This window comes from Streptomyces sp. NPDC045955, assembly GCF_056430805.1.
Genome location: NZ_JBWKKY010000009.1, coordinates 156,377 through 179,478 on the forward strand (window position 1 = coordinate 156,377; position 23,102 = coordinate 179,478).

General features: G+C 71.4%; 16 protein-coding genes and 3 pseudogenes. 5 read left to right on the forward strand and 14 right to left on the reverse strand.

Translation table 11 applies throughout. The features are described from left to right. Positions 1-173 precede the first annotated feature (173 nt). Positions 174-314, reverse strand: a pseudogene (locus tag AC07F0_RS20390) (FAD-dependent oxidoreductase); the annotation flags it as partial. A gap of 99 nt (positions 315-413) precedes the next feature. Then, entirely contained in the window at positions 414-1,550 is a 1,137-nt protein-coding gene (locus tag AC07F0_RS20395; protein WP_478980676.1) for an amidinotransferase, read from the reverse strand. 174 nt (positions 1,551-1,724) lie between these two features. On the opposite strand from AC07F0_RS20395, the gene AC07F0_RS20400 reads away from it, so the two are divergent. Both AC07F0_RS20400 and AC07F0_RS20405 read left to right on the forward strand, forming a co-directional pair. Next, on the forward strand, positions 1,725-2,381 hold the full coding sequence (locus AC07F0_RS20400; RefSeq protein ID WP_478980678.1) for a maleylpyruvate isomerase N-terminal domain-containing protein: 657 nt from the start codon (positions 1,725-1,727) through the stop codon (positions 2,379-2,381). 374 nt (positions 2,382-2,755) lie between these two features. Then, positions 2,756-4,570, forward strand: coding sequence for an ABC transporter ATP-binding protein (locus AC07F0_RS20405; protein WP_478980680.1), 1,815 nt, complete (start codon positions 2,756-2,758; stop codon positions 4,568-4,570). A gap of 118 nt (positions 4,571-4,688) precedes the next feature. Here the strand turns inward: AC07F0_RS20405 and AC07F0_RS20410 are convergent, their stop codons facing one another. Further along, positions 4,689-4,883 carry an acyl carrier protein gene (locus AC07F0_RS20410; protein ID WP_478980682.1) on the reverse strand — a complete coding sequence of 65 codons (195 nt, stop codon included), beginning with the start codon at positions 4,881-4,883 and terminating at the stop codon, positions 4,689-4,691. Positions 4,884-5,037: 154 nt separating this feature from the next. Further along, a pseudogene (locus AC07F0_RS20415) lies at positions 5,038-5,124 on the reverse strand (hypothetical protein); the annotation flags it as partial. A 693-nt stretch (positions 5,125-5,817) separates the two neighbouring features. Here AC07F0_RS20415 and AC07F0_RS20420 point away from each other — a divergent pair. Beyond that, positions 5,818-6,264, forward strand: coding sequence for an SRPBCC family protein (locus AC07F0_RS20420; protein ID WP_478980684.1), 447 nt, complete (start codon positions 5,818-5,820; stop codon positions 6,262-6,264). 403 nt (positions 6,265-6,667) lie between these two features. On the opposite strand, the gene AC07F0_RS20425 is transcribed toward AC07F0_RS20420, so the two are convergent. After that, a complete protein-coding gene (locus AC07F0_RS20425; RefSeq protein ID WP_478980686.1) occupies positions 6,668-7,789 on the reverse strand; it encodes a PP2C family protein-serine/threonine phosphatase in 1,122 nt (373 codons plus the stop codon). Between the two features lie 201 nt (positions 7,790-7,990). Here AC07F0_RS20425 and AC07F0_RS20430 point away from each other — a divergent pair, with 201 nt between their 5' ends. After that, positions 7,991-10,738 (forward strand): SpoIIE family protein phosphatase, encoded by a 2,748-nt coding sequence (locus AC07F0_RS20430; RefSeq protein ID WP_478980688.1) that lies wholly within the window; start codon positions 7,991-7,993, stop codon positions 10,736-10,738. Positions 10,739-10,871: 133 nt separating this feature from the next. Here AC07F0_RS20430 and AC07F0_RS20435 read toward each other — a convergent pair whose 3' ends face one another. The 3 genes from AC07F0_RS20435 to AC07F0_RS20445 all read right to left on the reverse strand — a co-directional run bounded on the left by AC07F0_RS20435 (position 10,872) and on the right by AC07F0_RS20445 (position 13,652). Then, positions 10,872-12,590, reverse strand: coding sequence for an acyl-CoA dehydrogenase family protein (locus AC07F0_RS20435; RefSeq protein WP_478980690.1), 1,719 nt, complete (start codon positions 12,588-12,590; stop codon positions 10,872-10,874). Between the two features lie 80 nt (positions 12,591-12,670). Beyond that, positions 12,671-13,237, reverse strand: a complete 567-nt coding sequence (locus tag AC07F0_RS20440) for a PadR family transcriptional regulator (RefSeq protein WP_478980692.1) — start codon at positions 13,235-13,237, stop codon at positions 12,671-12,673. A 175-nt stretch (positions 13,238-13,412) separates the two neighbouring features. Next, positions 13,413-13,652 (reverse strand): hypothetical protein, encoded by a 240-nt coding sequence (locus AC07F0_RS20445; protein WP_478980694.1) that lies wholly within the window; start codon positions 13,650-13,652, stop codon positions 13,413-13,415. On the opposite strand from AC07F0_RS20445, the pseudogene AC07F0_RS20450 reads away from it, so the two are divergent. Beyond that, positions 13,645-13,788: pseudogene (locus AC07F0_RS20450) on the forward strand (substrate-binding domain-containing protein); the annotation flags it as partial. The gene AC07F0_RS20445 and the pseudogene AC07F0_RS20450 overlap by 8 nt on opposite strands. A 100-nt stretch (positions 13,789-13,888) precedes the next feature. On the opposite strand, the gene AC07F0_RS20455 reads toward AC07F0_RS20450, so the two are convergent. The 6 genes from AC07F0_RS20455 to AC07F0_RS20480 form a co-directional block, all read right to left on the reverse strand. Beyond that, positions 13,889-14,824 (reverse strand): D-alanyl-D-alanine carboxypeptidase family protein, encoded by a 936-nt coding sequence (locus AC07F0_RS20455; protein ID WP_478980695.1) that lies wholly within the window; start codon positions 14,822-14,824, stop codon positions 13,889-13,891. 444 nt (positions 14,825-15,268) lie between these two features. After that, positions 15,269-15,952, reverse strand: a complete 684-nt coding sequence (locus tag AC07F0_RS20460; RefSeq protein ID WP_478980697.1) for a TetR/AcrR family transcriptional regulator — start codon at positions 15,950-15,952, stop codon at positions 15,269-15,271. A gap of 68 nt (positions 15,953-16,020) precedes the next feature. Next, on the reverse strand, positions 16,021-17,730 hold the full coding sequence (locus tag AC07F0_RS20465; protein ID WP_478980699.1) for an allophanate hydrolase: 1,710 nt from the start codon (positions 17,728-17,730) through the stop codon (positions 16,021-16,023). Then, the gene (uca, locus tag AC07F0_RS20470; RefSeq protein WP_478980701.1) at positions 17,727-21,323 is read right to left on the reverse strand and encodes an urea carboxylase; all 3,597 of its coding nucleotides are present in this window, start codon (positions 21,321-21,323) and stop codon (positions 17,727-17,729) included. The genes AC07F0_RS20465 and uca overlap by 4 nt, the downstream gene beginning before the upstream one ends. Further along, positions 21,320-22,132, reverse strand: coding sequence for an urea amidolyase associated protein UAAP2 (locus tag AC07F0_RS20475; protein WP_478980702.1), 813 nt, complete (start codon positions 22,130-22,132; stop codon positions 21,320-21,322). Before AC07F0_RS20475 ends, uca begins: the two co-directional genes overlap by 4 nt. Position 22,133: 1 nt before the next feature. After that, positions 22,134-23,084: an urea amidolyase associated protein UAAP1 gene (locus tag AC07F0_RS20480; RefSeq protein ID WP_478980704.1), complete on the reverse strand. Its 951-nt coding sequence runs from the start codon at positions 23,082-23,084 to the stop codon at positions 22,134-22,136. Positions 23,085-23,102: the final 18 nt, after the last annotated feature.

Consider the following 23,102-nt stretch of genomic DNA (forward strand, 5'->3'; position numbering starts at 1 on the left):
GCGCCCGGCTGCTGAGGGACGCCCTGCGATTGAGGGGCCTCGGAGGCTGAGGGGCCCCGGAGGCTGAGGGACGCCCTGCGATTGAGGGGTCCCAGAGGCTGAGGGCCCCGAGGCCGAGGGGCGTCGGGGACTGAGAGGCACCGGAGGCTGAAGCGGCCCTCTTCGTCGTGCCGTCAGCGCAGGGCAGGTGGTGTCCAGTCGGCATGCCTCAGGATGGTGCGGACGGTCGCGCGGGAGAGGGCCGGCCGGAGAGCGGTGTTCCGCGCGGCGACGGCCAGGGGGTGCGTCAGTTGTTGCCCCATCCGGCCGGCCTGGGCGGGCGGCGGATCCGTGTCGGACCAGGAGATCCGTCCACTGGTGGCGGCGGCGCTCTCCTACAGCCCGCACAGCATGAGTCGGCGGAGTGGCCTCGGTCAGTCGAAGTAGGACTCGAGTGAGCCGCGGCGCCGGATGTCGAGCGTCGCGCAGTGGAACGAGCCGCCGAACGGCGCGTAGTGCAGCAGGTCGCACGGGATCGGCTCGAAGCCCCACTTCTCCAGGGCGCGCAGCATGCCGGTGTGGTGCCGCTCCGCGATCACCCGCCGTTCGTCGATCATGAGCACGTTCATGCTGAGCCACTTGCCGCACATCGACGTGACCTTGAGCAGCGTCTCGTCGATCGGGTCGGGCTCGGGGGCGACCAGGACGTCCCAGGAGCTCAGGATGCCGGGCAGCCGGTCGACGTCGATGTACTCGGGGTTGACCAGCACCTTTCCGGGCGCGAGCAGGACGAACGTCGTGTCGATGTGCATGGGCGTGCGGCAGCGGCTCTCGACCTCGTGGATGCGGTACCCCGGCCCGAGATGGCGGCGCAGCCAGTCGATGCCCATCCGGTTGGTGACGTTGCTGCGCGTGACGAACAGGTCCCGCCCGGCCCGTACGAAGTCCGCCGCGTCGAAGACCGGCTCGAACTCGGTGAGGATGTACCGCATGGGCTCGCCGTCCTTCGGGACCTGGAAGTCCGGATCGAACAGTTCGTCAGTGAGTTGCGGCTTGGGTGCCGCCGTCCAGCGTGCGCCACGGCGGAAGTAGTCCTTGAGGAGCGGACGGTAGGAGTGGGTCTCGAAGTACCGGCACGGCCAGGCCATCGGCGTTTCGATGATCTCGTCGCCGATCACGAGCATGCTGTCGCGCGGACAGGAGTTGCAAAAGCCCCGGGAGGACCAGTCGGGGGTGCCGAAGCGGCGCCGGTGGTCGACCACGTCCGGCCGCCTGACCGTGACGCCGAGGGACTCCAGCAGGGCGACGAACCCGTCGATCTCCTGCTGCGCCTCCTCGACGAGCACGCGCGGATACCGGAAGCCGGCGGCAAGTCCCTGCAACCGCCCGGCCCAGAGCGGCACGTTGCAGCTCACCACCGGGTGGTCCGAGGGGATCGTCGCGCCCTCGAGACGCCCGACGACGATCTCCTCCAGCGGACCCCACTCGGTGTGCGAGTTGACCGGCGAGACGAGGCGCTCCACGGACTCGCCCGTCGTGGCCGGCGTTCCGGGCCTCCCCATGACGGCCATGCTCACCACCTTCGGATCCCAGGCTTCGGTGATGCACCGCGCTTACCGCGTTACTCACCGTGGCGCGCCGGCCGGGCCGGCGTCAACAGTCGTGCCGGACGGCGCTGCCGCGCGGGCGGTCCCGCCGTCCGCAATACGCTTGTCCGCCCGCGCGGCACGGCCTACGTTGCCGGTGTGGATCTCTTCTCAAGCTCCTGGACGGCCTTGCGCGCGGCGGTCGCCGGCCTGTCCGACGAGGACTTCGCACGGCCGTCCGGCTGTACCGGCTGGCTGGTGCGGGACCTGGTGTGCCATCTGGTCATCGACGCGCAGGACGTCCTGATCACCCTCGCCACCCCCGCCGACGGGGAACCGACCCGTGACGCGCTGACCTACTGGGAGATCTCCGACGCGCCGCCGACCGGAGACGACCCGCTCGACGCGCTGACCGTCCGGCTGGCCGCCGCGTACGGGGAACCGCATCTGCTCAAGTTCCACCTGGACGACATCGGCTCCGCCGCGGGCCGTGCGGCGGAGCTCGCCGACCCCGGTCTCAGGGTCGGCACCCGCGACGAGGTTCTCACCGTGGGCGACTACCTCTCCACGTACGTCATGGAGTGGACGCTGCACCACCTCGACCTGATCGCCCACCTCCCCGACGCCGCGCCGCCGCCCGCGCAGGGACTCGCCCGGTCCCGCGAGATGCTGGAGCAGATCGCCGGGAGCGCGTTCCCCCCGTCGTTCTCCGACGCTGACGCGCTGCTGGTGGGCACGGGACGGCGGGCTCCGAGCGACGCGGAGCAGGCCGAACTGGGCGATCTGGCCCCGAAGGTGCCGATCTACCTGGGCTGAGCGGGAAGAACATGTCGGATCGATCGCGCGGTCGGCGGCGATGACCGCGCCGGCCTCCAGCCCACTGGAGACCAGGGTGACCGACGCGTAGACCAGCTTGATGCGGGGGTGGCGTTACCGGCACACCCCCGCGCACACACGTCCTGAACCGCCCGGCGGGCCCCGCACCGCCGCCCCGACCGCCCCGAGTCCGCCGACCGTGCCTCTTGGCGCTCCCTGCGCACCACCGCCCGGCCGGAAAACGCTTGGACGCCGCGGTCGCCGTCGCGGGAGACTTCCGGACTCGACCCGAATCTCCACACATCCGTTGCGGCGATGGCCCCTGCCCGCACATGCGCGCGTGGCGGGCGGCCACAGAACGACACAGGGGTGGGATGGATACGCCTGGATCGCGCAGGGTTCAGCCGGGCAAACGCTCGGTACTTCTCGCACTTCGTTACTACGGACGGGAGTTGTCCCGGCTCCGCCGGCTGACGGCACCCGCCATGCTGCTCATGGCGCTGGGCAACATCGGAATCAACTACGTCGCGCCGCTGATCGTCGCCAAGCTCGTCGGCGGCATCGCCGACGACAGGGACGTCACGGTCGACTCGGCACTGCCGTACGTCCTCGGCTTCGTCGGGGTCCTGCTGTTCGCCGAGGCACTGTGGCGCGTGGCTCTGCACTGCCTCAACCGCCTCGACGCCCTCGGCATCGAGCATCTGTACGTGATCGGGATGGACGAGCTGTTCGCCAAGGACGCCGCGTTCTTCCACGACAACTTCGCCGGTTCGCTGACCAAGCGCGTCCTGAGCTTCGCTTCGCGTTTCGAGCAGTTCGTGGACACGCTGACGTTCCAGATCGTGGGCAGCTTCGTGCCGCTGGCGTTCGGGGCCGTGGTGCTGTGGCGCTACGAACCCCTCCTCGTGGTCGGACTGCTGGTGATGATCGCGCTGACCGGGGCGCTGGTCGTGCCTCTGATCCGGCGCCGCCAGGCGCTGGTCGACCTGCGTGAGGAGGCGATCGCCCGGGTGTCGGGCCACGTCGCCGACAGCCTGATGAACATGGACACGGTGCGGGCGTTCGCCGCGGAGGAGCGCGAGGCCGCCGAGCACCGCTCCCGGGTCGCCACGTCGCGCCGGCTCACGCTGCGGTCGTGGGACTACGGCAACCTCCGCATCGACACGCTGGTCGCGCCGATGTCGGTGCTGACCAACGCCATGGGTCTGCTGCTCGCGGTCACGCTCGCCGGGAGCGGCAACGGTGTGGAGGCGATCGTGGTCGCCTTCACCTACTACAGCAACGCGACCCGGATCATGTTCGAGTTCAACCAGATCTACCGCCGCCTGGAGAGTTCGATGACGGAGGCCGCGCAGTTCACCGAGCTGCTCCTGACGCCTCCCACCGTGCTCGATCCGCCGTCGCCGGAGCCGCTGCGGCCCCGGTCCGCCGGCATCCGCTTCGAGAAGGTGACCTTCGCCCACCGGGGCGGCAGGCCGCTCTTCGAGGGTCTCGACCTGGACGTGCCGAGCGGGGCGAGGGTCGGCCTGGTCGGCCGGTCCGGCGGCGGCAAGACCTCCCTCACACGGCTGTTGTTGCGGATGACGGACATCGACGGCGGCCGCATCCTCGTGGGCGGTCAGGACATCAGCCGGCTGCGCCAGGCCGACCTGCGCGGCCAGATCGCGTACGTGCCGCAGGACCCGGCGATGTTCCACCGCACCCTGCGGGACAACATCGCGTTCGCCCGGCCGGACGCCACCGAGGCCGAGATCCGCCGCGCGGCCGAGGCGGCCCACGTCACGGAGTTCGCCGACGCGCTGCCGGACGGCTTCGACACCCTGGTGGGCGAGCGCGGCATCAAGCTGTCCGGCGGTCAGCGCCAGCGCGTCGCTCTCGCCCGTGCGATCCTGCGCGACGCGCCGATCCTGCTGCTCGACGAGGCGACCAGCGCCCTGGACTCGGAGAGCGAACTCCTCGTGCAGGAGGCGCTGTGGCGGCTCATGGACGGGCGGACCGCGCTGGTGGTGGCGCACCGGCTGAGCACGGTCGCCTCCATGGACCAGCTCGTCGTCCTCGACCGCGGACGGATCGTCGAGCAGGGCACGCACCAGGAACTGCTCGCGACCGACGGCGCCTACGCCAAGCTGTGGCAGCACCAGTCGGGCGGGTTCCTCGACGACACCACGGGGCGGGCCGAGGTGCTCTGAAGGCGACGCGGGCCGTCTCCTCGCCCTCGGGGAGACGGCCCGCGCGGACACCCCTCAGGGGAGTTCCAGCCTGCCGTGCACCAGTGGTGCGAAGTAGTCAGCGTGCGGTCACCTCCCATCATTCGGTGGCCGCCAGGCGGACGTCGAAGTGCTCGCCGGCGCGCACCAGGAACTCGGTGCTCAGCAGCGAGTCGAGGCCGAAGTCGGTCACGGGCCGGGCGGGGTCCAGCTCCTCGGGGTCGCTGTGCAGGACGGCGGCGAGCAGCCGGGTCACGGTCCCGGTGATCGCGGCCCGGGCCTCGTCGGGGGGCATAGCGGCCAGTTCACGCAGCAGGTCCGCGCGGCCTTCCGGGACCGGCGTCGGCCGGTACGAGACGGGTGATATGGGCGATGACCAGGGCGGACAGCAGACGGCGGGCGCGGCTCCAGCGGCAGCGGCCGACGCCCGCCACGTCGGTGCCCGGCCGGAGCAGGACCTTGAGCAGGCCCGCCATGCCCACGGCGGGTTCCAGATGCCCCAGGCTGGACTTCACCGAGCCGACGGGCAGCGGGCCCGTCGTCATGGACGCGCAGCGCGACCCGTGCCCCTGCGGGCGTCACGTAACCGTCGTCCTTCCAGCGCGGGGACATCCCGGTGACGGTGAGCGTCCCACCGAGCCGCTTGCCGTCCTTGGTGACGCGCTCCTCCTCGTAGCCGAGCCGCAGCAGGGCCGTCCGCACCGTCGCCGGGTCCCACTTCCGTTGCTCCCACAGCCGCTCGAGCACCGGCCGGATGCGCCTGGCCTCCCGCTCGGCGTCCTTCGCGTGGGCGGGAGCCATCTCGCGCGATCGACGGTACGCGTTGTTCTCGTTGTAGTGCGGTGCCCCGTCACCGGCCCCCGGCTCCACGTACGGCGAGGCCCCGAAGGACGCACTGGGAGCGGTGGCCCGGGCCGTCACCTCCGGGGCGTGCAGGTCATCGCATGCGGAGAGGGCGGCGACGAGAACCAGGGCGACAGCGGCAAGCGGCCCTTGGCGGACGGGTGTTGAGGCGGACATGAAGGGACCCTCCCACGGCGGCCGACCGCAGGAACCGGCGGCCGCGCGGGCACGACTGAGTACGCGTACGCACGACGGTGGGGCTCCGGACGCTGCCCTCGATCGAACCGCGTCCGGCCTGCCCGTCGGGCGCCCACCTCCGCCACCGAGGATCCTGGAGACAGCGGCGGGCCCCGGACCCGGCAGGCCAAGGACAAGGCGGCAGCGCGATGACGATCGACGTGTCCGTGGAGCGCGTGATCCCGCTCCCGCCCGAACGGGTGGCCGAGTACGCCATGGACTGGCGCCATGACGCCGAGTGGACCCAGGGCATCCGCACCGCGGAGCTGACCCGGGAGGCGGATGCGGGTGGCTTCGGCGTGGACGCCGAGATCACCCGGACGGCCTTCTTCCTCGGCCGGCGCATCGACTACGTCCTGCGGGTGGCCGCGTACGAACCGCCCCACCTGCTGGACATGATCTCCGTGGCCGGCCCGATGCCCATGCACGTGACGTACGCCTTCGAGCCGGACGCACGGGGCACACGCGCCCGCATTCGCGTCCGCGGCGGCGAAGGCGGCTTCTACCGGCTGGCCGCGCCGCTCGTGGCCCGCCAGGTCCGCTCCTCCCTCCGCAAGGACCTGCGCGACCTCGAACAGCGGCTCATCGGACGGTAGAGGCGCCCCTCCCGGCGCACGCTCCGCTCGTGCCCTCCGTGCGCGACGAGCCGCAGACAGAGGCATCGATTCACCCAGGGCCGTCGGCCTCGGTGGTGACGTCACCTCTCCGGGTGGGGAGGCGGACTCACACAGACCGGACCGTCGCACGAGGGGCGGGACCCCGCCAGAAAGTCCCGCCCCGCCTTCAATGGGTCGTGCGGCCATGGGTCATGCGGCCATGGGTCATGCGGCCATGGGCCGTGCGACCGGGCTCAGAAACGGTCCGGGGCGCGCTCCGGGAGCGGAGAGCCGGGGAGCACGTCCCGCTTCTGGTTCTTCCGTGCCTCCGCGTTCGAGTCGGCCGTCGCCTCGCAGGTCACGTCCTTCGCCAGCAGTTTTCCGGCATGCGGACACGAAGGGCTCAGCCCTCGATGCCGACGGTTCCCCGGTCCCGCGCGTCGGAGGACCTCAGCGCGAGGGCCGCGATGTCGTCGTCGAGTCTTCCGCCGCTGTGCTGCAGCAGAGCCCGGTGCAGTTGGTCGAGCAGCTCGCGGGGCTGTTCCAGGCCCTGCCGCCGCATCCAGTCCGGCAGCGGGAAGAACTCGCCCGCGTGGTCCCGGGCCTCCGATACGCCGTCCGTGTAGAGCAGCAGCTGGTCCCCCGGGGCGAAGGCGACGACGTCGACCCAGTAACGGTCACCGATGAGCCCTGCGAGGTTGAGGGGCGGGGAGGCGATGGTCGGGACCAGGATCCGGACCTTCCCCTGATGCGCGATCAGCGGCGGGGGATGCCCGCAGTTGAGAAGTCGTACGCAGCCGCCGTCGTGCGGGATCTCGGCGAGGAGAGCAGTGGCGAAGTGCTCGGGCTGGTCCGGGGCCGGAAACGCAGTGCTGTGGCGCGTGACGGCGGTCTCGAGGCGGTGGATGATGCCCTGCAGGTCGGGCTCGTCGTAAGCGGCTTCTCTGAAGCAACCGATCACCGCCGAGGCCGCCCCCACTGCGGACAGGCCCTTTCCCCGTACGTCGCCGATGAGCAGCCGGACCCCGTGCGGTGTACCGATCGCCTCATAGAAGTCGCCGCCGATCCGGGCCTGCTCCTGGGCCGCCAGGTACAGCGACTCGATCTCGACGCCCTCGATGCGGCGTGGCAGCGGGCGCAGCAGCACCTTCTGGGCTGCGTCGGCGACGAGCCGGATCTGGAAGAGCATTTCCTCACGCTGAAGTCGGACATGACTCCCGTATGCGGCCGCCAGGGTGACCGCGACGATCGCGGCCGCCGTGTACTGCGTCCCCAGATCGGTGTGGAAGAAGCTGAGGACGATCATGAGCAGCAGGCAGAGCGCCCCCAACAGGATCGTGGGGAGCACGGGCCACATCGCGGCGGCAAGGGCGGGCGCGGCGGGCAGGAGGCGGCTGAAGGCGATCTCCCTGGGCGTGGAGAACGCCAGGCCGGCGATGAGGGCGGTCAGGATGAGGGGTGACAGCCGGGCGGCTTCCCATCGACCGCTGTAGGCGGGGCGACGGCGCCACAACCGTGCAGACATGATCACAAAGTGCATCATATCGGCCTAATTAGACATCGAGCACGGAAGGATCACGCGCCGTACACGGGAAGCGCGCGCCGGACGGCCACGCCCGGAGGAGCCGAGGCCATGCAGCGCATGCCGCCCGGGCAGCCCGAGGTCAGCCGGGCGCGGATCGGCCCAGCCCTGGTCACGTGGGATCACCGATGTTAAAAAGGTCGCATGGCGAATCCTTTCGCCCGTTTTCGACACCCATCAGTCAAGCGCCTCCTCAGCAAGGGCACGCGGAGCGTGGCCGGGCAGGTGCTGGTTTTCCAGGTGGCTCTGGTAGTGCTGCTCGTGACCTGCGGCGTCTTCGCTCTCATCCTGCAGTCGGAGCGGGACTCCAGTGCCGAGGCCAGGCGACGCTCCACGGCCGTGGCACAGACCTACGCGCACTCACCAGGCGTCCTGGCGGCATTGCAGACCCCGGATCCGAGCAAGATTCTCCAGCCGCTCACCGAGGCGGCACGACGGGCCGCCGGCGTCGACTTCATCGTGGTCATGGACACCGAGGGCATCCGGTACACGCACCCCCTGCCGGACCGAATCGGAAAGCGGTTCGTGGGCGAGATCGGGCCGCCGCTTGCGGGGAAGGTCTACGTGGAGAGCGTCGACGGCCCGCTCGGTCGCGAGGTGCAGGCCACGGTGCCGATCGAGAACACCGACCGCCAGGTGGTGGCCCTGGTCTCGGCCGGGATGAAGGTCGAGAACGTCGAAAGTCAGTTGGCCCGGCAACTGCCGATCATCCTGGGCGCCGGGGCCGTGGCGCTCGCGCTGTCCATCGGTGTGACGGCGCTGGTGGGCAAGCGGCTGCGACGCCAGACACACAGCCTGGCTCCGGACGAGATGACCCTGATGTACGAGCACCACGACACGGTGCTCCACTCCGTTCGCGAAGGGGTACTGATCGTGGCCGCCGACGGGCAGCTGATGCTGGCGAACGACGAGGCCAGACGCCTGCTGGAGCTGCCCCCCGACGTCGAGGGGCAGCGCGTCTCGGAGCTGCCGGGCCTCGATCCCGAGACGAAGGCGCTGCTCGCCTCCGGACGCGAGGCCACCGACGAGGTGCACCTCGCGGGCGAGCGGCTGCTCGCCATCAACCAGCGGCCCACGGGCTTCGGGGGAGGCCCCGAGGGAACGGTGGTGACACTGCGCGACTCCACCGAGCTGCAGGCGGTGACCGGCAGGGCGGAGGTGGCACGCGAGCGGCTCAGGCTGCTGTACGACGCCGGACTCCGCATCGGTACCACCCTGGACGTGCTGCGCACCGCCGACGAGTTGGCGCAGGTCCCGATCCCTCGCTTCGCGGACTTCGTCACCGTGGACCTGGCCGACGCCGTCCTGCACGGCGAGGAGCCGGCCCTCACGGCGACGGACATGCGACGCGCGGCCGTGTGCGGCATTCAGGACGACCATCCGCTCTCCGAACAGGGCCGGCTTTTCGACTACCTTCCCTCCACGCCCCAGGCGCGCGGCTACGGCAGCGGCCGCTCCCAGTTGGTGAGCGATCTGCCGACCGCCACGGGCTGGCGCGTGCAGGACCCCGAGCGCGCCAAGGCGATCATCGACCACGGCATCCACTCCCTCATCAGCGCCCCCATCCAGGCCCGTGGCGTCGTGCTGGGCATGGCCAATTTCTGGCGCGCGCACCCGCATGAGCCCTTCGACGAAGAGGATCTGTCGCTGGCGGAGGAGCTGGTGGCCCGTGCCGCGATAAGCATCGACAATGCCCGCCGTTACACCCGCGAGCACGCTCTGGCCGTCACCCTCCAGCGCAGCCTGCTGCCCCAGGCCATGCCGGAGCAGAACGCCCTCGACATCGCCTACCGCTACCTCCCCGCCCAGTCGGGCGTGGGCGGAGACTGGTTCGACGTGATTCCCCTGCCGGGGAGCCGGGTGGCACTGGCCGTCGGCGATGTGGTCGGCCACGGCCTGCACGCCGCCGCCACGATGGGACGGCTGCGCACCGCGGTGCACAACTTCTCCGCCCTCGATCTGCCACCCGACGAGCTGCTGAGCCATCTGGACGACCTGGTCGGGCGCATCGACCAGAACGAGACGGCAGAGAGCGCGGCGGGCGTCGTGGGCGCCACCTGCCTGTACGGGATCTACGACCCCGTGACGCGCCACTACGTCATGGCGCGTGCGGGGCATCTGGCGCCCGCGCTGGTCCAGCCCGACGGAACCGTCACCTTCCCGGACGTGCCGGCCGGTCCGCCCCTGGGCCTCGGCGGCATGCCGTTCCGGACCGCGGAGCTGTGCCTCGCGGAGGGGACCCAGCTCGTCCTGTACACCGACGGACTCATCGAGGACCGCAGACGCGACGTGGACGTGGGAATGGACATTCTGCGCGACACGCTGACGGGGCACTCCGGCCGGCCGCCCGAGGAGACCTGCCAGGACGTGCTGGACAGCCTGCTCCCCGATCGTCCCAAGGACGACGTCGCCCTGCTCGTCGCCCGCACTCGGGTACTGCCCCGCGACCGCATCGCCGACTGGGACGTACCAGCGGACCCGGCCGCCGTCTCGGGTATGCGCGACGCCGTGTCCCGACGGCTCGAAGCATGGGGCCTGTCAGAGTTCGGCTTCACCATGGAGCTGATCCTGAGCGAGCTCATCACCAACGCCATCCGCTACAGCGCCGGGCCGATCCACGTGCGGCTGATCCGCGACCGCACGCTGATCTGCGAGGTGGCCGACGGCAGCAGCACCTCACCGCATCTGCGGTACGCCGCGACGACGGACGAGGGAGGCCGGGGCCTGTTCCTGGTGTCGCAGATGGCTGAGCGCTGGGGCACCCGGTACACCCCGCAGGGCAAGGTGATCTGGGCCGAACAGGCCCTGCCCGAGGTCAGCCGGCAGCCCGTCCCGGCACCGGCCGACGCGGACACGCCGCCGGACGAAGAGGCAGCCGACCCGAAACCCTGACATAAAGGCGTCGGCGATCAGGTGCTGACGTGTGGCCCTCCGCGCGGCAGGGCGCGCAGAAGGCCACGGTGCGAGCGTCACTGCTCCCGGGGGCCCTGACCGTCACATGTCGACGAACCCTCTGGGCGGACTGTCACGGCGCCATCTCGTACGCCCCGGACAGCGCCTCCACACGCTCCCAGACGCGCCCCGAACGCGCTTCGTCGACGACGGGACGCCGGACGGCACCGAGCGCCCAGCGCTGCTGATCCGCAGTGGCGGAGTCCTTGCCGTGCAGTTCGACGGCGAAGGCCGAGAAGTCGCGGACGAGGACGGAGAACAGCTCGTCGAGCACATCCTCGTCCAGGTCCGTCAGGCGGGCCTGCTCCAGGATCAGCTGGCCGTGCACCACCAGCGCGAAAAGCTGGCCGACGGCGAGAAGAAGATCGAGGTCACGGCTCTGCTCCTCGTCGGGGGCCGCGGTGGCGACGAACTCGCACAGGGCGTCGGCCTGCTCCCGGAAGCGGGCGACGTTCGGCACGCCGGCGTATGCGTCGTAGGCCGGGCGCCAGTCGTGGAAGCGTACGGAGCCGAGGCCACGGGCCGGTCCCTGCTCGAAGAGGAACGTGTCGTCGGCCGCGTCAAGGCGGGTCGGTACGGCCGCGAACTCGGCCGGACGCAGGAGGTGGTTGCGCATGAACTTGAGGATCAGCGCGAGGTTGACGTGGACCGTGCCCTCGAGCTTGGGCAGCCCCCGGATCTCGACGGCGGCCTGGGCGAAATAGGTGTCCTTCTCGAAGCCCTTGGCGGCGATCACGTCCCACATCAGGTCGATGACCTTCTCGCCCTCCGTGGTCACCTTCATCTTCGTCATCGGGTTGAAGAGCAGGTAACGGCGGTCGTCCGGCGAGGCGGAGCGGAAGTAGTCGACGGCGCGGTCGCTGAACAGCTTCATGCCGACCAGGCGGACGTACGCGTCGGCCAGCTCGCGGCGCACGTGCGGGAAGGCGGTGACGGGGCGGCCGTACAGGATGCGATGCTGCGCGTGGGTCACCGCCTCGTACATCGCGTGCTCGCAGATGCCGATCGAGGCGGTGCAGAGGTTGAACTTGCCGACGTTGACGGTGTTGAGGGCGGCGTCGAAGGCGGCGCGGCCCGTGTGTAGGACGTCGTCCGGGCCCACCGGGTAGTCCTCGAGGCGGAACTCGCTGACGTACTTCGAGGAGTCCACGACGTTCTTGACAAGGTGATAGGCCGGGTGGCGACTGTCGACGGCGAAGAAGACGTAGCCGTCCGGGCCCTCGATGTCGGCGCGTCGGCCGAAGACCGAGACGAGCCCGGCGGCATTGCCGTTGCCGATGTAGTACTTGGAACCCGTCGCCCTGAAGCCGCCGTTGCCGTCCGGCGTCAGCAGCATGTCGGTGGAGTAGATGTCGGCGCCATGGGTCTTCTCGGAGAGACCGAAGGCGAACACCTCACCCTGGGCGAGGAGTTCCGCCGCGCGGGTACGCGCCACGGCGTTGTCGCTCTGCCAGACCGGTCCGAGGCCGAGGATGGTGACCTGCCATGCGTACCAGTAGTCGAGACCGTAGAACCCGAGGATCTCGTTGAGGGCGGCGATCCGGGCCGTGTCCCAGCGCTGGTCCTTGTGTCCGGCGGCGGACGCCGGGGTGAGGAAGGTGGCGAACAGCCCCTCCTTGGCTGCGAACGCGAGGAAGTCCGCCAGCCAGGCGCGGGAGCGGTAGTCCTCGATGAGCCTGCGCTTGCCGCGGTCCTCGAACCAGTCGACGGTGGCACGCAGCAACCTGCGGGTCTCGGGGTCGAACTGCGCCGGGTCGTAGGTACGGGGGTTGAAGAGGAGAGGGTCCGCCATGGGGGGGCCGCCTTCCGAGGGTTGAGGGTGGAGGGTGCAGGTCTGAAAGTCGCGGGGTGCGGGCGGCGGTGGCCGCCAGGTCAGGCGTGCGGGGGTGCCGTGCCGAGCCGGCGGAGGGTGGCGAGTACGTCGTCGAGCCAGGCGATCGTCATCCGCTCGTACGCGATGCCGCCGCGCAGCACGACATGCTGCAGTTCCTGACCGGCGTCGAGCGGGGCGGGAGCCGCCGGGCCGGTGAAATCGCGCAGCTCCCCGGCCAGATAGTGCGCGAGCCGGTCGATGTGCACCTGGCGGTGCCGTTCGACCTCACGGATCAGCACAGACGGGTCGTCGAAGGCCGCACCGCGGATCTTCACGGCGAGCTCGTGCCGCATGCTCTCGGGTTGGATCGATTCGTGCAGCCACTGAGAGAGGGCGGCGCGGCCGGGGCCGACGACGGAGTACTCCTTCTTGTCCGGTCGGCTCTGCTGCGACAGCTCACGGACGGCGAGCAGTCCCTCGCTCTCCATGCGCTTGAGAACGCGGTAGATCTGCTGGTGCGTGGCGGTCCAGAAGTGTCCGATGGACCGCTCGAACCGCCGGGCCAGCTCATAACCGGAGCCCGGCTTCTCCAGCAGGGAGACGAGGATCGCGTGCTCGAGCGCCATGCCTCGATCCTCATATGCAACTCGTTGCATAGCCAAGTGGCGCTGCCCAGGTGAGACAGGGCTCACGCGGGGCCCTGGCATCGCCCACCTCATCGCTCGGGCCGGCTCCGGCGTACGAGGCGGCGCACACAGCGAGCCGTACGCCTCCGGCTCGGGCGACTGGGGGCGTTCACGTTCAGGGCGCCACGGCCGCTTCGGCCCGGGCCAGGGCGACTTCCAGTACGACCAGCAGCGCGTCGCGGACCGAGCCCGTCTTCCGTGCGTCGAAGACGATCAGCGGATCGTGCTCGGCGATGTCCAGTGCCCACCGCACCTCGTCGAGGTCGTGCTCGACCTGCCCGTCGAAGGCGTTGACGGGGAGCTTGAGCGTCGGGTCGATGGTGATGCGGCCGAAGCCCATGGCGACCGAGTTCAACCGTTCCTTCGCCGGCAAGCCGGCCAGCGGATACATCGCCCCCGTCCACGTCACCACCGCCGCAACCAGCGGCGGCGCACTGTCCTGGGACTCGGAGGGCTGCCGCGAGGCTTACCGCAGGATCTGGGAGAAGTAGACACTCAGCAGACCGGCGACCGGCCGGCCTCGTTCACCGTGGGGGCCGGCCCCCACGGTGAACACTGCCGCGCGTTCGTTCGAGTGCGCGTCAGCCCAGGTCAGTCTCTCTGTGCGCCCGTCGGCAGGGTGCGCAGCCGCATGGTGCTCGCCGAGCTGGTGCCGAAGGCGTAGTCCAGCAACTTGGCGGCGTCCGTGTAGCGGTACTGGTCGTTGAGGAGCACGCCGATGACCGTCTTCTCGTTGCGGGTCGCGGCGAAGACGAGGCACGGGCCGGACGGCGTGTTGGTACCCGTCTTCACCCCGATCGCGCCGCTGTACGAGCCCAGCAGCTGGTTGGTGTTGTACCAGGTGTACGTGCGGGTGCCGCCGGTGCTGGTCGTCGCGTACTGGACCGTCTTGGGCTTCTTCACGATGCCCGCGAACGTCGAGTACTTCATCGCGCTGCGCGCGAGCTTGGCGAGGTCGCGCGGCGTCGTGTAGTTCGTGTTCTGCGTCGAGTTGCCGTCGAACGAGTCGAAGTGCGTGTTGGTCAGGCCGAGGGTGTCCGCCTTGGCGTTCATCTTGCTGATGAACGACTTGGTCCGCGCCGAGATGGTCGTACCGGTGCCGAACGTGTCCGCGAGGGCCATCGCGGCGTCGCAGCCGGACGGCAGCAGCATCGCATGGAGCAACTGGCGGATGGTGACCTTGTCACCGGTCTTGAGATCCGCGGTGCTCGCACCCTTGGCAGTGACGTAGTCCCGGTAAGCCTGCTTGATGGTGACCTTCCGGTCGAGGTTCAGGTCGGCGGTGCTCAGCACGACGCGAGCCGTCATGATCTTGGTAGTGCTCGCCATGGGCCGCTTGGTGTCGGCGTACTTGCTGTAGAGCGTGGAGCCCGTCGCGCTGTTGAGCATGAACGCGCCTTTGGCGCTGACCGAGGGCGCGGTCGCCGCTTGCGCGGGCGCGGTCAGGGCGCCGCCCGCGAGCAGCGCGCCGCCTGTGGCGACAGCTGCGGCTCTGCGGATACGTACGCCGTTGATGCCGGTTATCACTATGAACGCTCCGAGTGTGCCAAATGCCGGATGGCATTTGCGAAATGAAGCGGGGGGAGGCTCTAGGGAGACTCACGGGGGACACCGAGGGTTGTAGGGCGGGCGGAAGTAATCAGGGAGACCTGCGAGCCGCCGCTGCGACGGGGGCCACCCGGACACAGATGGACGCGTCCCGGATCAGCACGCAGAACGCGCGGCACTCCGACAAGGCGGTCGGCGTCGCGCACGGTTGAACGTGGACCGCATGCCGACGGCGGGGCGGCGCGCGGGCGTCGACCGACGTCGACGGCCATGCAGTACGCGCGGCCCGGAGACGCCCGTAGCTGTACATCCAGCTCGGCGCAGACGTGGACCGCGGGCCCCGTGGCGGCTCAGCTGAGCAGCCGCTTCAGCATCACTTCCTGCGCGAGTCTCACCGTGCTGGTGCGCCCGGTGCGCCGCCGGTCATTCCAGGCGGCTCAGCAGGACCTGTGACTCATCCCTGGCGGCGGCCACCTCCGACTCGCCGAGCCCGCACAGCCGCAGGCACGACGACGCGATGCCCTCCGTGTCGGCCGCTTCCGGCTCACGGGAACGCCGTATCTGGATGACGACCTCCACCAACTGGATCAGCAGTTCGCCGAGCCGCTCGGCGGGCAGGGTGCGGGCGACACCCTCGGCTGCCGCCAGGGCGCCGAGCGCGCCGTAACTCTCCTGCAGCCGGCCCCGCTCGGCGCGGAAGGCGTCGAACCGCTCGGTCCGTACCTCCGGGAGCAGATAGAGGCTGCCGATGTTGTACGGAGTGCGGCTGAGGGTGCGTACGTCCATCGCGGCCACCGCGTAGAGCGCCGCGGCCGGAGTCGCCGGCTCGGGCACCAGTGCCTGGATCCGCTCCACCATCTGCAGACTGGGCCGCACGGAGGTGGCCAGCAGCTCGGCGAGGATCTCCTCCTTGGTGGCGAAGTGGTAGTAGAGCGAGGCCTGTCTGATGCCCACCCGCTCGGCGATCATCCGGGTGCTGGTACTGGCGATCCCGCGTTCGACGAAGAGCGCCCCGGCGGCGTCGAGGATCTGTTCCCGGGCCGAGGTGCCAGGGTCGGACGGCGGCGTGTGCCGGGGCCTGCCCTGGCGGGGACGCGTGATCGACATGGCCCCATCCTGCCACCCTGGTGGCGGACCTCTGCCGTGCTCGGCACCAGGGCCCTCTCGCCCTACGGTCACGCGGACGCGGCGTAGGCCCGCCAGCCGCCGAAGCGGGTGATGTCGGGCGCGCCCTCGACGGCGTACGGCTCCACGAGGAAGCCGCAGACCTGCTGCCCGTCGGCCAGCTCGACGGTGCCGATGGTCATCGGCGCGGGAACGGCGGCGGTGAACGTCCCGAACCCCGAAGCCGGCAGCCGCCAGATCTCGCCCTCGATACCGCTTGCCGCCCCGCCGCCCACGGGGCCCCGGCCCGGCCCGGTGCCGGCGCCCGGACCGCCCTCGGGCACCCGGACCAGGCCCGGCTTGGGCGGTTCGGTGGCCAGGGCGTACAGCCGATAGCCGCCGGCGGTGCGCGCCGGGCCCACCAGCGTGCCGCCGGCCTGCACCAACTGCGAGTTGAGCGGCTGCCCCGTGAGGTGGGCGCCCACCACGAACAGATCGACCCCTGGGGTGGCGAGCCGCTCGGCCAGGGCGGCCAGGGCGCGGTCGGAGAACGCCGGGCCGGTGAACATCACGCCGAACGGCAGGCCGTCCACGAACCCGGCGGGAACGGCGAGCGAGGCGTGGTCCAGCAGGTTGGCGAAGTTGGTGAAGCGCCCCATCCGGGCATTGGCGCCGACCGGATCGGCCGCCACCTCGTCGAGGGTGGGATGCCAGGTGGTGGTCGGGGTCAGGAGCGCGGCGCAGCCGTCGAGGGCCGCGCGTCCGGCGGCGCCGAGAGCGGCGAGCCGGGCGGTGTCCGCGACCCAGTCGGCGGCGGTCTTCTCCCGGCCGGCCAGCACGATGGAGGCGACGGTGGGGTCGAGGTCCGTACCGATCAGGTCGTGGTGCTTCTCCAGGTGCTCGCCCACGGCGGCGTACCGCGCGGCGACGAACGCGCCGCCGTACAGCAGTTCTGCGGCCTGAAGCAGTGGGGTGATGTCGGCCTCGACGATCTCCGTCCCGGTGCTCGCCAGGCGGGCGACCGCGGCGCCGAAGGCCTCGCGCCAGCCTTCGGCCATACCTTCCAGGTGCTCTTGGGCCGGGACGGCGACCTTGGGGCGCGCGGGTGGCGGCGGGAGTTGGGGGCCGGTGCGGGAAAGCGGGTCGGCCGGGTCGGGGCCCTCGGCGATCTCCGCGGCGAGGCGGGCGAGCCGCAGGTCGCGGGCGAAGACGGTCACGCAGTCGAGGGTGTGGCAGGCCGGGACCACCCCGGTCACGGGCACCAGACCCTTGGTGGGCTTGACCCCGACGATGCCGTTGAGGGCGGCGGGCACCCGTCCGGAGCCGGCCGTGTCGGTGCCGAGCGCGAGGTCGGCGATGCCCAGAGCGACCGCGACTGCGGAGCCTGAGGACGACCCGCCGGAGATGCGGGCCGTGTCCCAGGCGTTGCGGACCGCGCCGTAGGGGCTGCGGGTGCCGACCAGGCCGGTGGCGAACTGGTCCAGGTTGGTCTTCCCGAGCACCACGGCGCCGGCCGCGCGCAGCCGCGCCACCGCGGGCGCGTCGGCCCCCGGCCGGTAGGCGTACGAGGGGGCGCCCGCGGTCGTGGGCAGGCCGGCCACGTCGATGTTGTCCTTGACGGCCGCCACCAGGCCGGCCAGCGGCAGCGCCGGGTCGATCCCGGCCGCCTCGGCGAGCACCTCGTCGCGGGGCCTGAGGTGGATCCAGATCTCGGGCCGGCCGGCGCTCTCGATGCGGTCGTAGGCGGCCTCGACGCGTGCGGCCGGTGTCACGGCACTCATGCCCTCACCGCCGCGAGGACCTGGCCGGGGGCGACCTGTTCGCCGGGCTTCACGTAGATCTCCAGCAGTGTGCCGGCGGCGGGGGCGCTCACCTTCGACTCCATCTTCATCGCCTCCAGGGAGAGGATCGGGTCACCCTCGGCGACGACGGCGCCCGGCTCGGCGACGGTCTGCCAGACGGTGGCGGTGAACGGCGCGGTGACCGGGACCGCGCCGTCCGGGACGGTGACCGCGACGGCACTCGCGGCCGCGGCTCCGGGGTCGTCCTCCCGGTCGAACTCGCCGGCGGCCCGCCAGCGCTCCTTCTCCGCCTCGAACGCGGCGCTCTGCCGCTTCCGGAACGCGGCGATCGAGTCGGCCTCGGCGGACAGGAAGGCGTTGTACTCGGCGATCGAGAAAACCCCCTCCTCGGTCGGGAAGGCGCCGCGGCCGGCGTCGGTCTCGGCGCGCAGTTCGAGCAGTTCCTCCGCGGTGACGGGGTACCACTCGATGCGGTCGAAGAAGCGCAGCGCCCACGGCGAGTCCTCGAACAGTCCCCCCTTGCGGAACCGGTTCCAGATCTGCACCGTGCGGCCGACGAACTGGTAGCCGCCGGGCCCCTCCATGCCGTAGATGCACAGATAGGCCCCGCCGATGCCCACGGAGTTCTCCGCGGTCCAGGTGCGTGCCGGGTTGTACTTGGTGGTCACCAGGCGGTGCCGCGGGTCGAGCGGGGTGGCGACGGGGGCGCCGAGGTAGACGTCGCCGAGGCCGAGCACCAGGTAGGAGGCGTCGAAGACGGTGCGGTAGACGTCGTCGGCGGTCTCCAGGCCGTTGACGCGGCGGATGAACTCGATGTTCCACGGGCACCACGGGGCGTCGTCGCGCACCCCCGCCATGTACCGCTCGATGGCGAGCCGGGTCGCAGGATCGTCCCAGCTCAGTGGCAGCCGCACCGTGCGGGAGGGGACCACCAGCTCGTTCGTGGGCGCGACTTCGTCCTCCAGCTCGCGCAGCAGGACGGTGAGGTCGCCGGCCTTCAGCCGGCGGGCGTCGGTGTGGATCTGCAGTGAGCGGATGCCCGGGGTGACGTCGACGATGCCGTCGGGCGCGTGCGCGGCGAGCGCCTCCTGCAGGGCGTGCACGCGCATCCGCAGGCCGAGATCGAGCACCATGGGGCCGTATTCGACGAGGACGTTGTCGTCGCCGGCCCGGCGGTAGGTGACGCTGGGGCGGTCGTCGGTGGCCTCCAGGCGGCCGAGTATGCCGTCGTCACCGTCTCCGCCCGCGCTGATCAGCGCGGGTGAGGCACGGCGGGCGTCCAGGGCGGCGGCCTCGGCTTCCCTGACCGGTACGAAGCGGACGGTGTCGCCGGGGCGGAGCTGACCGAGCTTCCACAGTTCGCCGCTGGCGACCACCGCGGGGCAGACGAACCCGCCGAGGGACGGCCCGTCGGGGCCCAGGATGATCGGCGTGTCGCCGGTGAAGTCGAGGGCGCCCACCGCGTACGGCGTGTCGTGGATGTTGGAGGGGTGCAACCCGGCTTCGCCACCGTCTTGGCGGGCCCACTGGGGTCTGGGCCCGATCAGGCGGATGCCGGTGCGGGCCGAGTTGTGGTGCACCCGGTAGTCGGTGGCGTAGAGGGTGTCGATGTCCTCGCGGGTGAAGAACTCGGGCGCCGCGTGCGGGCCTTCGGTGACACCGATCCGCCAGTGGGAGGGGATCGCGGGCCGGCGCTCGGGCGGCGTCGGGCCACCCCCGGCGGTCGCGGCGGCCCCGGGCCGCAGGACGTCTCCGGCGAGCAGGGCACGCCCGCCGTGCCCGCCGAAGCCGCCGAGGGTGAAGGTCGAGGCGCTGCCCAGGTATGCGGGTACGTCGAGGCCGCCCCGGACGGCCACGTAGCTGCGCAGGCCGGGGCCGTGGCAGGCGCCGAGGACCAGGGTGCCGCCGGCCGGGACCGGCACCGGCTCCCACAGGGCCGCCGCGGTGCCGTCCACGGTGACCGGGACGGGGGCGCCGGTGACGGCGACCACGCAGGCGGCCGAGAAGCGCAGGGTCAGCCCGCCCGCGGTGACCTCGAGCGCGGGCGCATCGGCCGGGTTGCCGACGGCCAGGTTGGCCTCGGCGAAGGAGACGGGATCGATGGGCCCGCTCGGTGGCACGCCGACATGCCAGTGGCCGAGCCGGCCGGGAAGGTCCTGGACGGTGGTCATCGCTCCCGGCACCAGGACGTCGATGCGCGGCTCGGGGTCGGCGGTGGTGGCGAGGGTGCTGGTGCTGTGCACGGCCCCGCGCACCTCGTCCCGCACGGTCAGCGAGCGCAGCAGGCCGAGGTTGGTGACGACGCCGTCGACCCGGCTGGCGGCCAGGGCCCGGCCGAGCACGTCGAACGCGGTGTCGCGGTCGGGGCCCTTGGCGATCACCTTGGCGAGCATGGGGTCGTAGTACGGCGACACCTCCAGGCCGGTCTCGGCGTAGCCGTCGACGCGGACGCCGGGCATCTCGTCGGCGCCCTGGCCGGGGAAGGCCGCCCGGGTGATCAGGCCCGGGGAGGGCGCCGAGTCCTTGCCGGGATCCTCGGCGTAGACACGGGCCTCCACGGCATGTCCGGTGGGCGTCCACTCCCGCTCGAACACCACGTCGTCGACCCCGCCGTCGCGGGCCAGGGTGAGCATGAGTGCGACGAGGTCGACGCCGTACGCCTCCTCGGTCACCGGGTGCTCGACCTGGAGCCGGGTGTTGACCTCCAGGAAGGCGGCCTCCTCACGCACCGGGTCGTAGACGAACTCCACGGTCCCCGCGCCGCGGTAGCCGATCGAGGCGAGGAGCCGGTGCGACGAGTCCCGCAGCAACTCGCGGACATGGCCGGGCAGGGCCGGGGCCGGGGCCTCCTCGATCACCTTCTGGTTGCGGCGCTGCAGCGAGCAGTCGCGGTCGCCGAACACGGCGATCCGGCCGGTGCCGTCGCCGAAGACCTGCACCTCGACATGGCGGGCCGGGCGCACCAGGCGCTCCAGGAACACCCCGGCCGACCCGAAGTTGGACGCGGCGAGCGCCGCCACGGCGGCGAAGGCCTCGCGCACCTCGTCGGTGGTGGCGCAGGCCCGCATGCCGATGCCGCCGCCACCGCCGGTGGCCTTGACCATCACGGGCAGCCCGATCGACTCGGCCGCGGCGACGGCCTCCTCGGCGCTCCCGAGCAACTCCGTCCCGGCCAGCAGCGGAACTCCGGCCGCCTTGGCGAGGGCGCGGGCGGAGTGCTTCTCGCCGAAGGCGGTGATCTGGTCGGCGGTCGGGCCCGCGAAACGCAGGCCGGCCTCCTCGACGGCGCGAGCGAAGGCGGCGTTCTCGGAGAGGAAGCCGTAGCCCGGGTGAATGATTCCGGCGCCATGGGTGAGCGCCGCCTCGATGATCGCGTCGCCGCGCAGATACGACTCGCGCGCGGGCGCCGGACCCAGGTGGACGGCGTGGTCGGCCTCGCGGACGTGCGGGGCGGCCCGGTCGGCGTCCGAGAAGACGGCGACGGTGCCCAGGTCCATCTTCCTGGCGGTACGGATGACACGGCGGGCTATCTCACCGCGGTTGGCGACGAGGACAGCGGTGGGGCGACTCACGCGGCGCCCTCCGGGGTGGTCGCGGACCCGGGGGTTTCCGCGACGGGGCTCGCCGGGCTCTCGGCGCCCTGCGGGTCCACGACGATCATCCGCAGCGGGGTCGGGTTGAAGTCGTTGCACGGGTTGTTCATCTGCGGGCAGTTGGACACCATCACCAGAACGTCCGTCTCGGCGCGCACCGCTACCCGGCGGCCGGGCGCCGACATGCCGTCCACGATGCCCAGCGCGCCGTCCGCCTCGACGGGCACGTTCATGAACCAGTTGAGGTTGGAGACGATGTCCCGCACCCCCAGGCCGCGCCGCCCTGCCTCGGCGAGGAAGTTCTCGCGGCACCCGTGGTGGAACATCACGTGGTGGCCGTAGCGCAGGGTGTTGGACTCCTTGCCGCAGGCGCCGCCGATGGTGTCCTGCCGGTCGATCTCGTTGGCGACGACGGTCATCAGCGGGCGGCCCTCGTTGCTGCGCAGCACGGTGCCCGTGCGCACATAGGCGTTGCCCTGCCAGGCCAGGGTGTCGGGGACGCTGTAGCGCTCCTCGGGGTCGTCGGCGTTGTAGAGCAGGCAGTCGGCCGACTGGTTGCCGCCGACGTCGACGATGGTCAGGACCTGTCCCTCCTTCACCACCGCCGACCAGGGCGCGTTGGGGGCCACCTTCTCGTCACGGACGACGGCGCCCTCGACCAGGGTCGCTCCCCAGTCCAGGGGGGAGCTCTCGGCGTACACCGCGCCGACCGGGACGGTGGAGGCGAGGGTGCCGCCCGAGGTGGTCGGGTGAGTGGTCGACGTGCTCTCGGTCTGCGTGGTCGCCATGTCACAACCCCCGGGCTTCGCAGTAGTCGACGGTGTTGAGGTACGCCCGGTGCAGCTCGGGCGTGGCGGTGAACCGCGGATCGTCCGGGCCGGTGGCGGCGGACCGCCAGGCGTGCACGCGCAGCGGGCCGACGACGTAGCCAGGGCGTGGGTCCAGCGGATGCGCGACGTTGGCGACCAGCACCAACAGGGGCATTTCCGCGAGGAGTTCGACATGCGTGCCGGGACCGGCGCTGCCCCGCCAGGCGAGGGCGCCGTCCGTCTCGACGCGTACGCCCTGGAAGAAGGAGAGGCTGGGCGGCAGGTCGCGCCGGCTCAGGCCGTGCTTGGCGGCCGCCTTGAGGAAGAGTCCGCGGCCGGACGGGGACGGCCCGTGGGGGCGGGCGTCACCGTACTTGCGTTCGTTCCAGGCGTCGGTGGTGGTGCCGCAGAAGGCGTCGTGCCGGCCGGAGGAGTCACCGGTGATCACGGCGAGGATCCGGCCGTCGCCGGACAGCAGCGGGTGGTTCTCGCCCAGGTAGGCCTGCCACGGGATCTTCTGGGTGTCGGCGACGTTGAGCCGCTCGACCGGTTCCACGGCGTTGAAGAGCAGTAGGTGCGCACAGGCGTCACCGGTCGGGTCGTCGAAGCGCAGCCGGGTGCCGCGGGCGAGGAGCTTGTGGGTGTAGCCGCCGGGTGCCACCGTCTCCGCCCACACCAGGGCGGCCGGGTCCACGCCCGGCGGGCAGTGCGGGCTGCTGGACGCCGGAAGGTACGGCATCCACTCGCTCGCCTGCCCACCCTGGGCCCGGGCGTCGTCCTGGGCACTTCGGACACTGTCGGTCAGGTGCAGATCACGGACTCCGGCGGAGGGCCGCCCGGTGACGTCCTGGGCGGTGACGTCTCCGGACGGCTGCCCGGTGGGGTCCTGGTCGTGCGGTGCGGTGGCCGTCGGCTCTTCGGCTGTGGTCATGGATGTCCCGTCATCCCT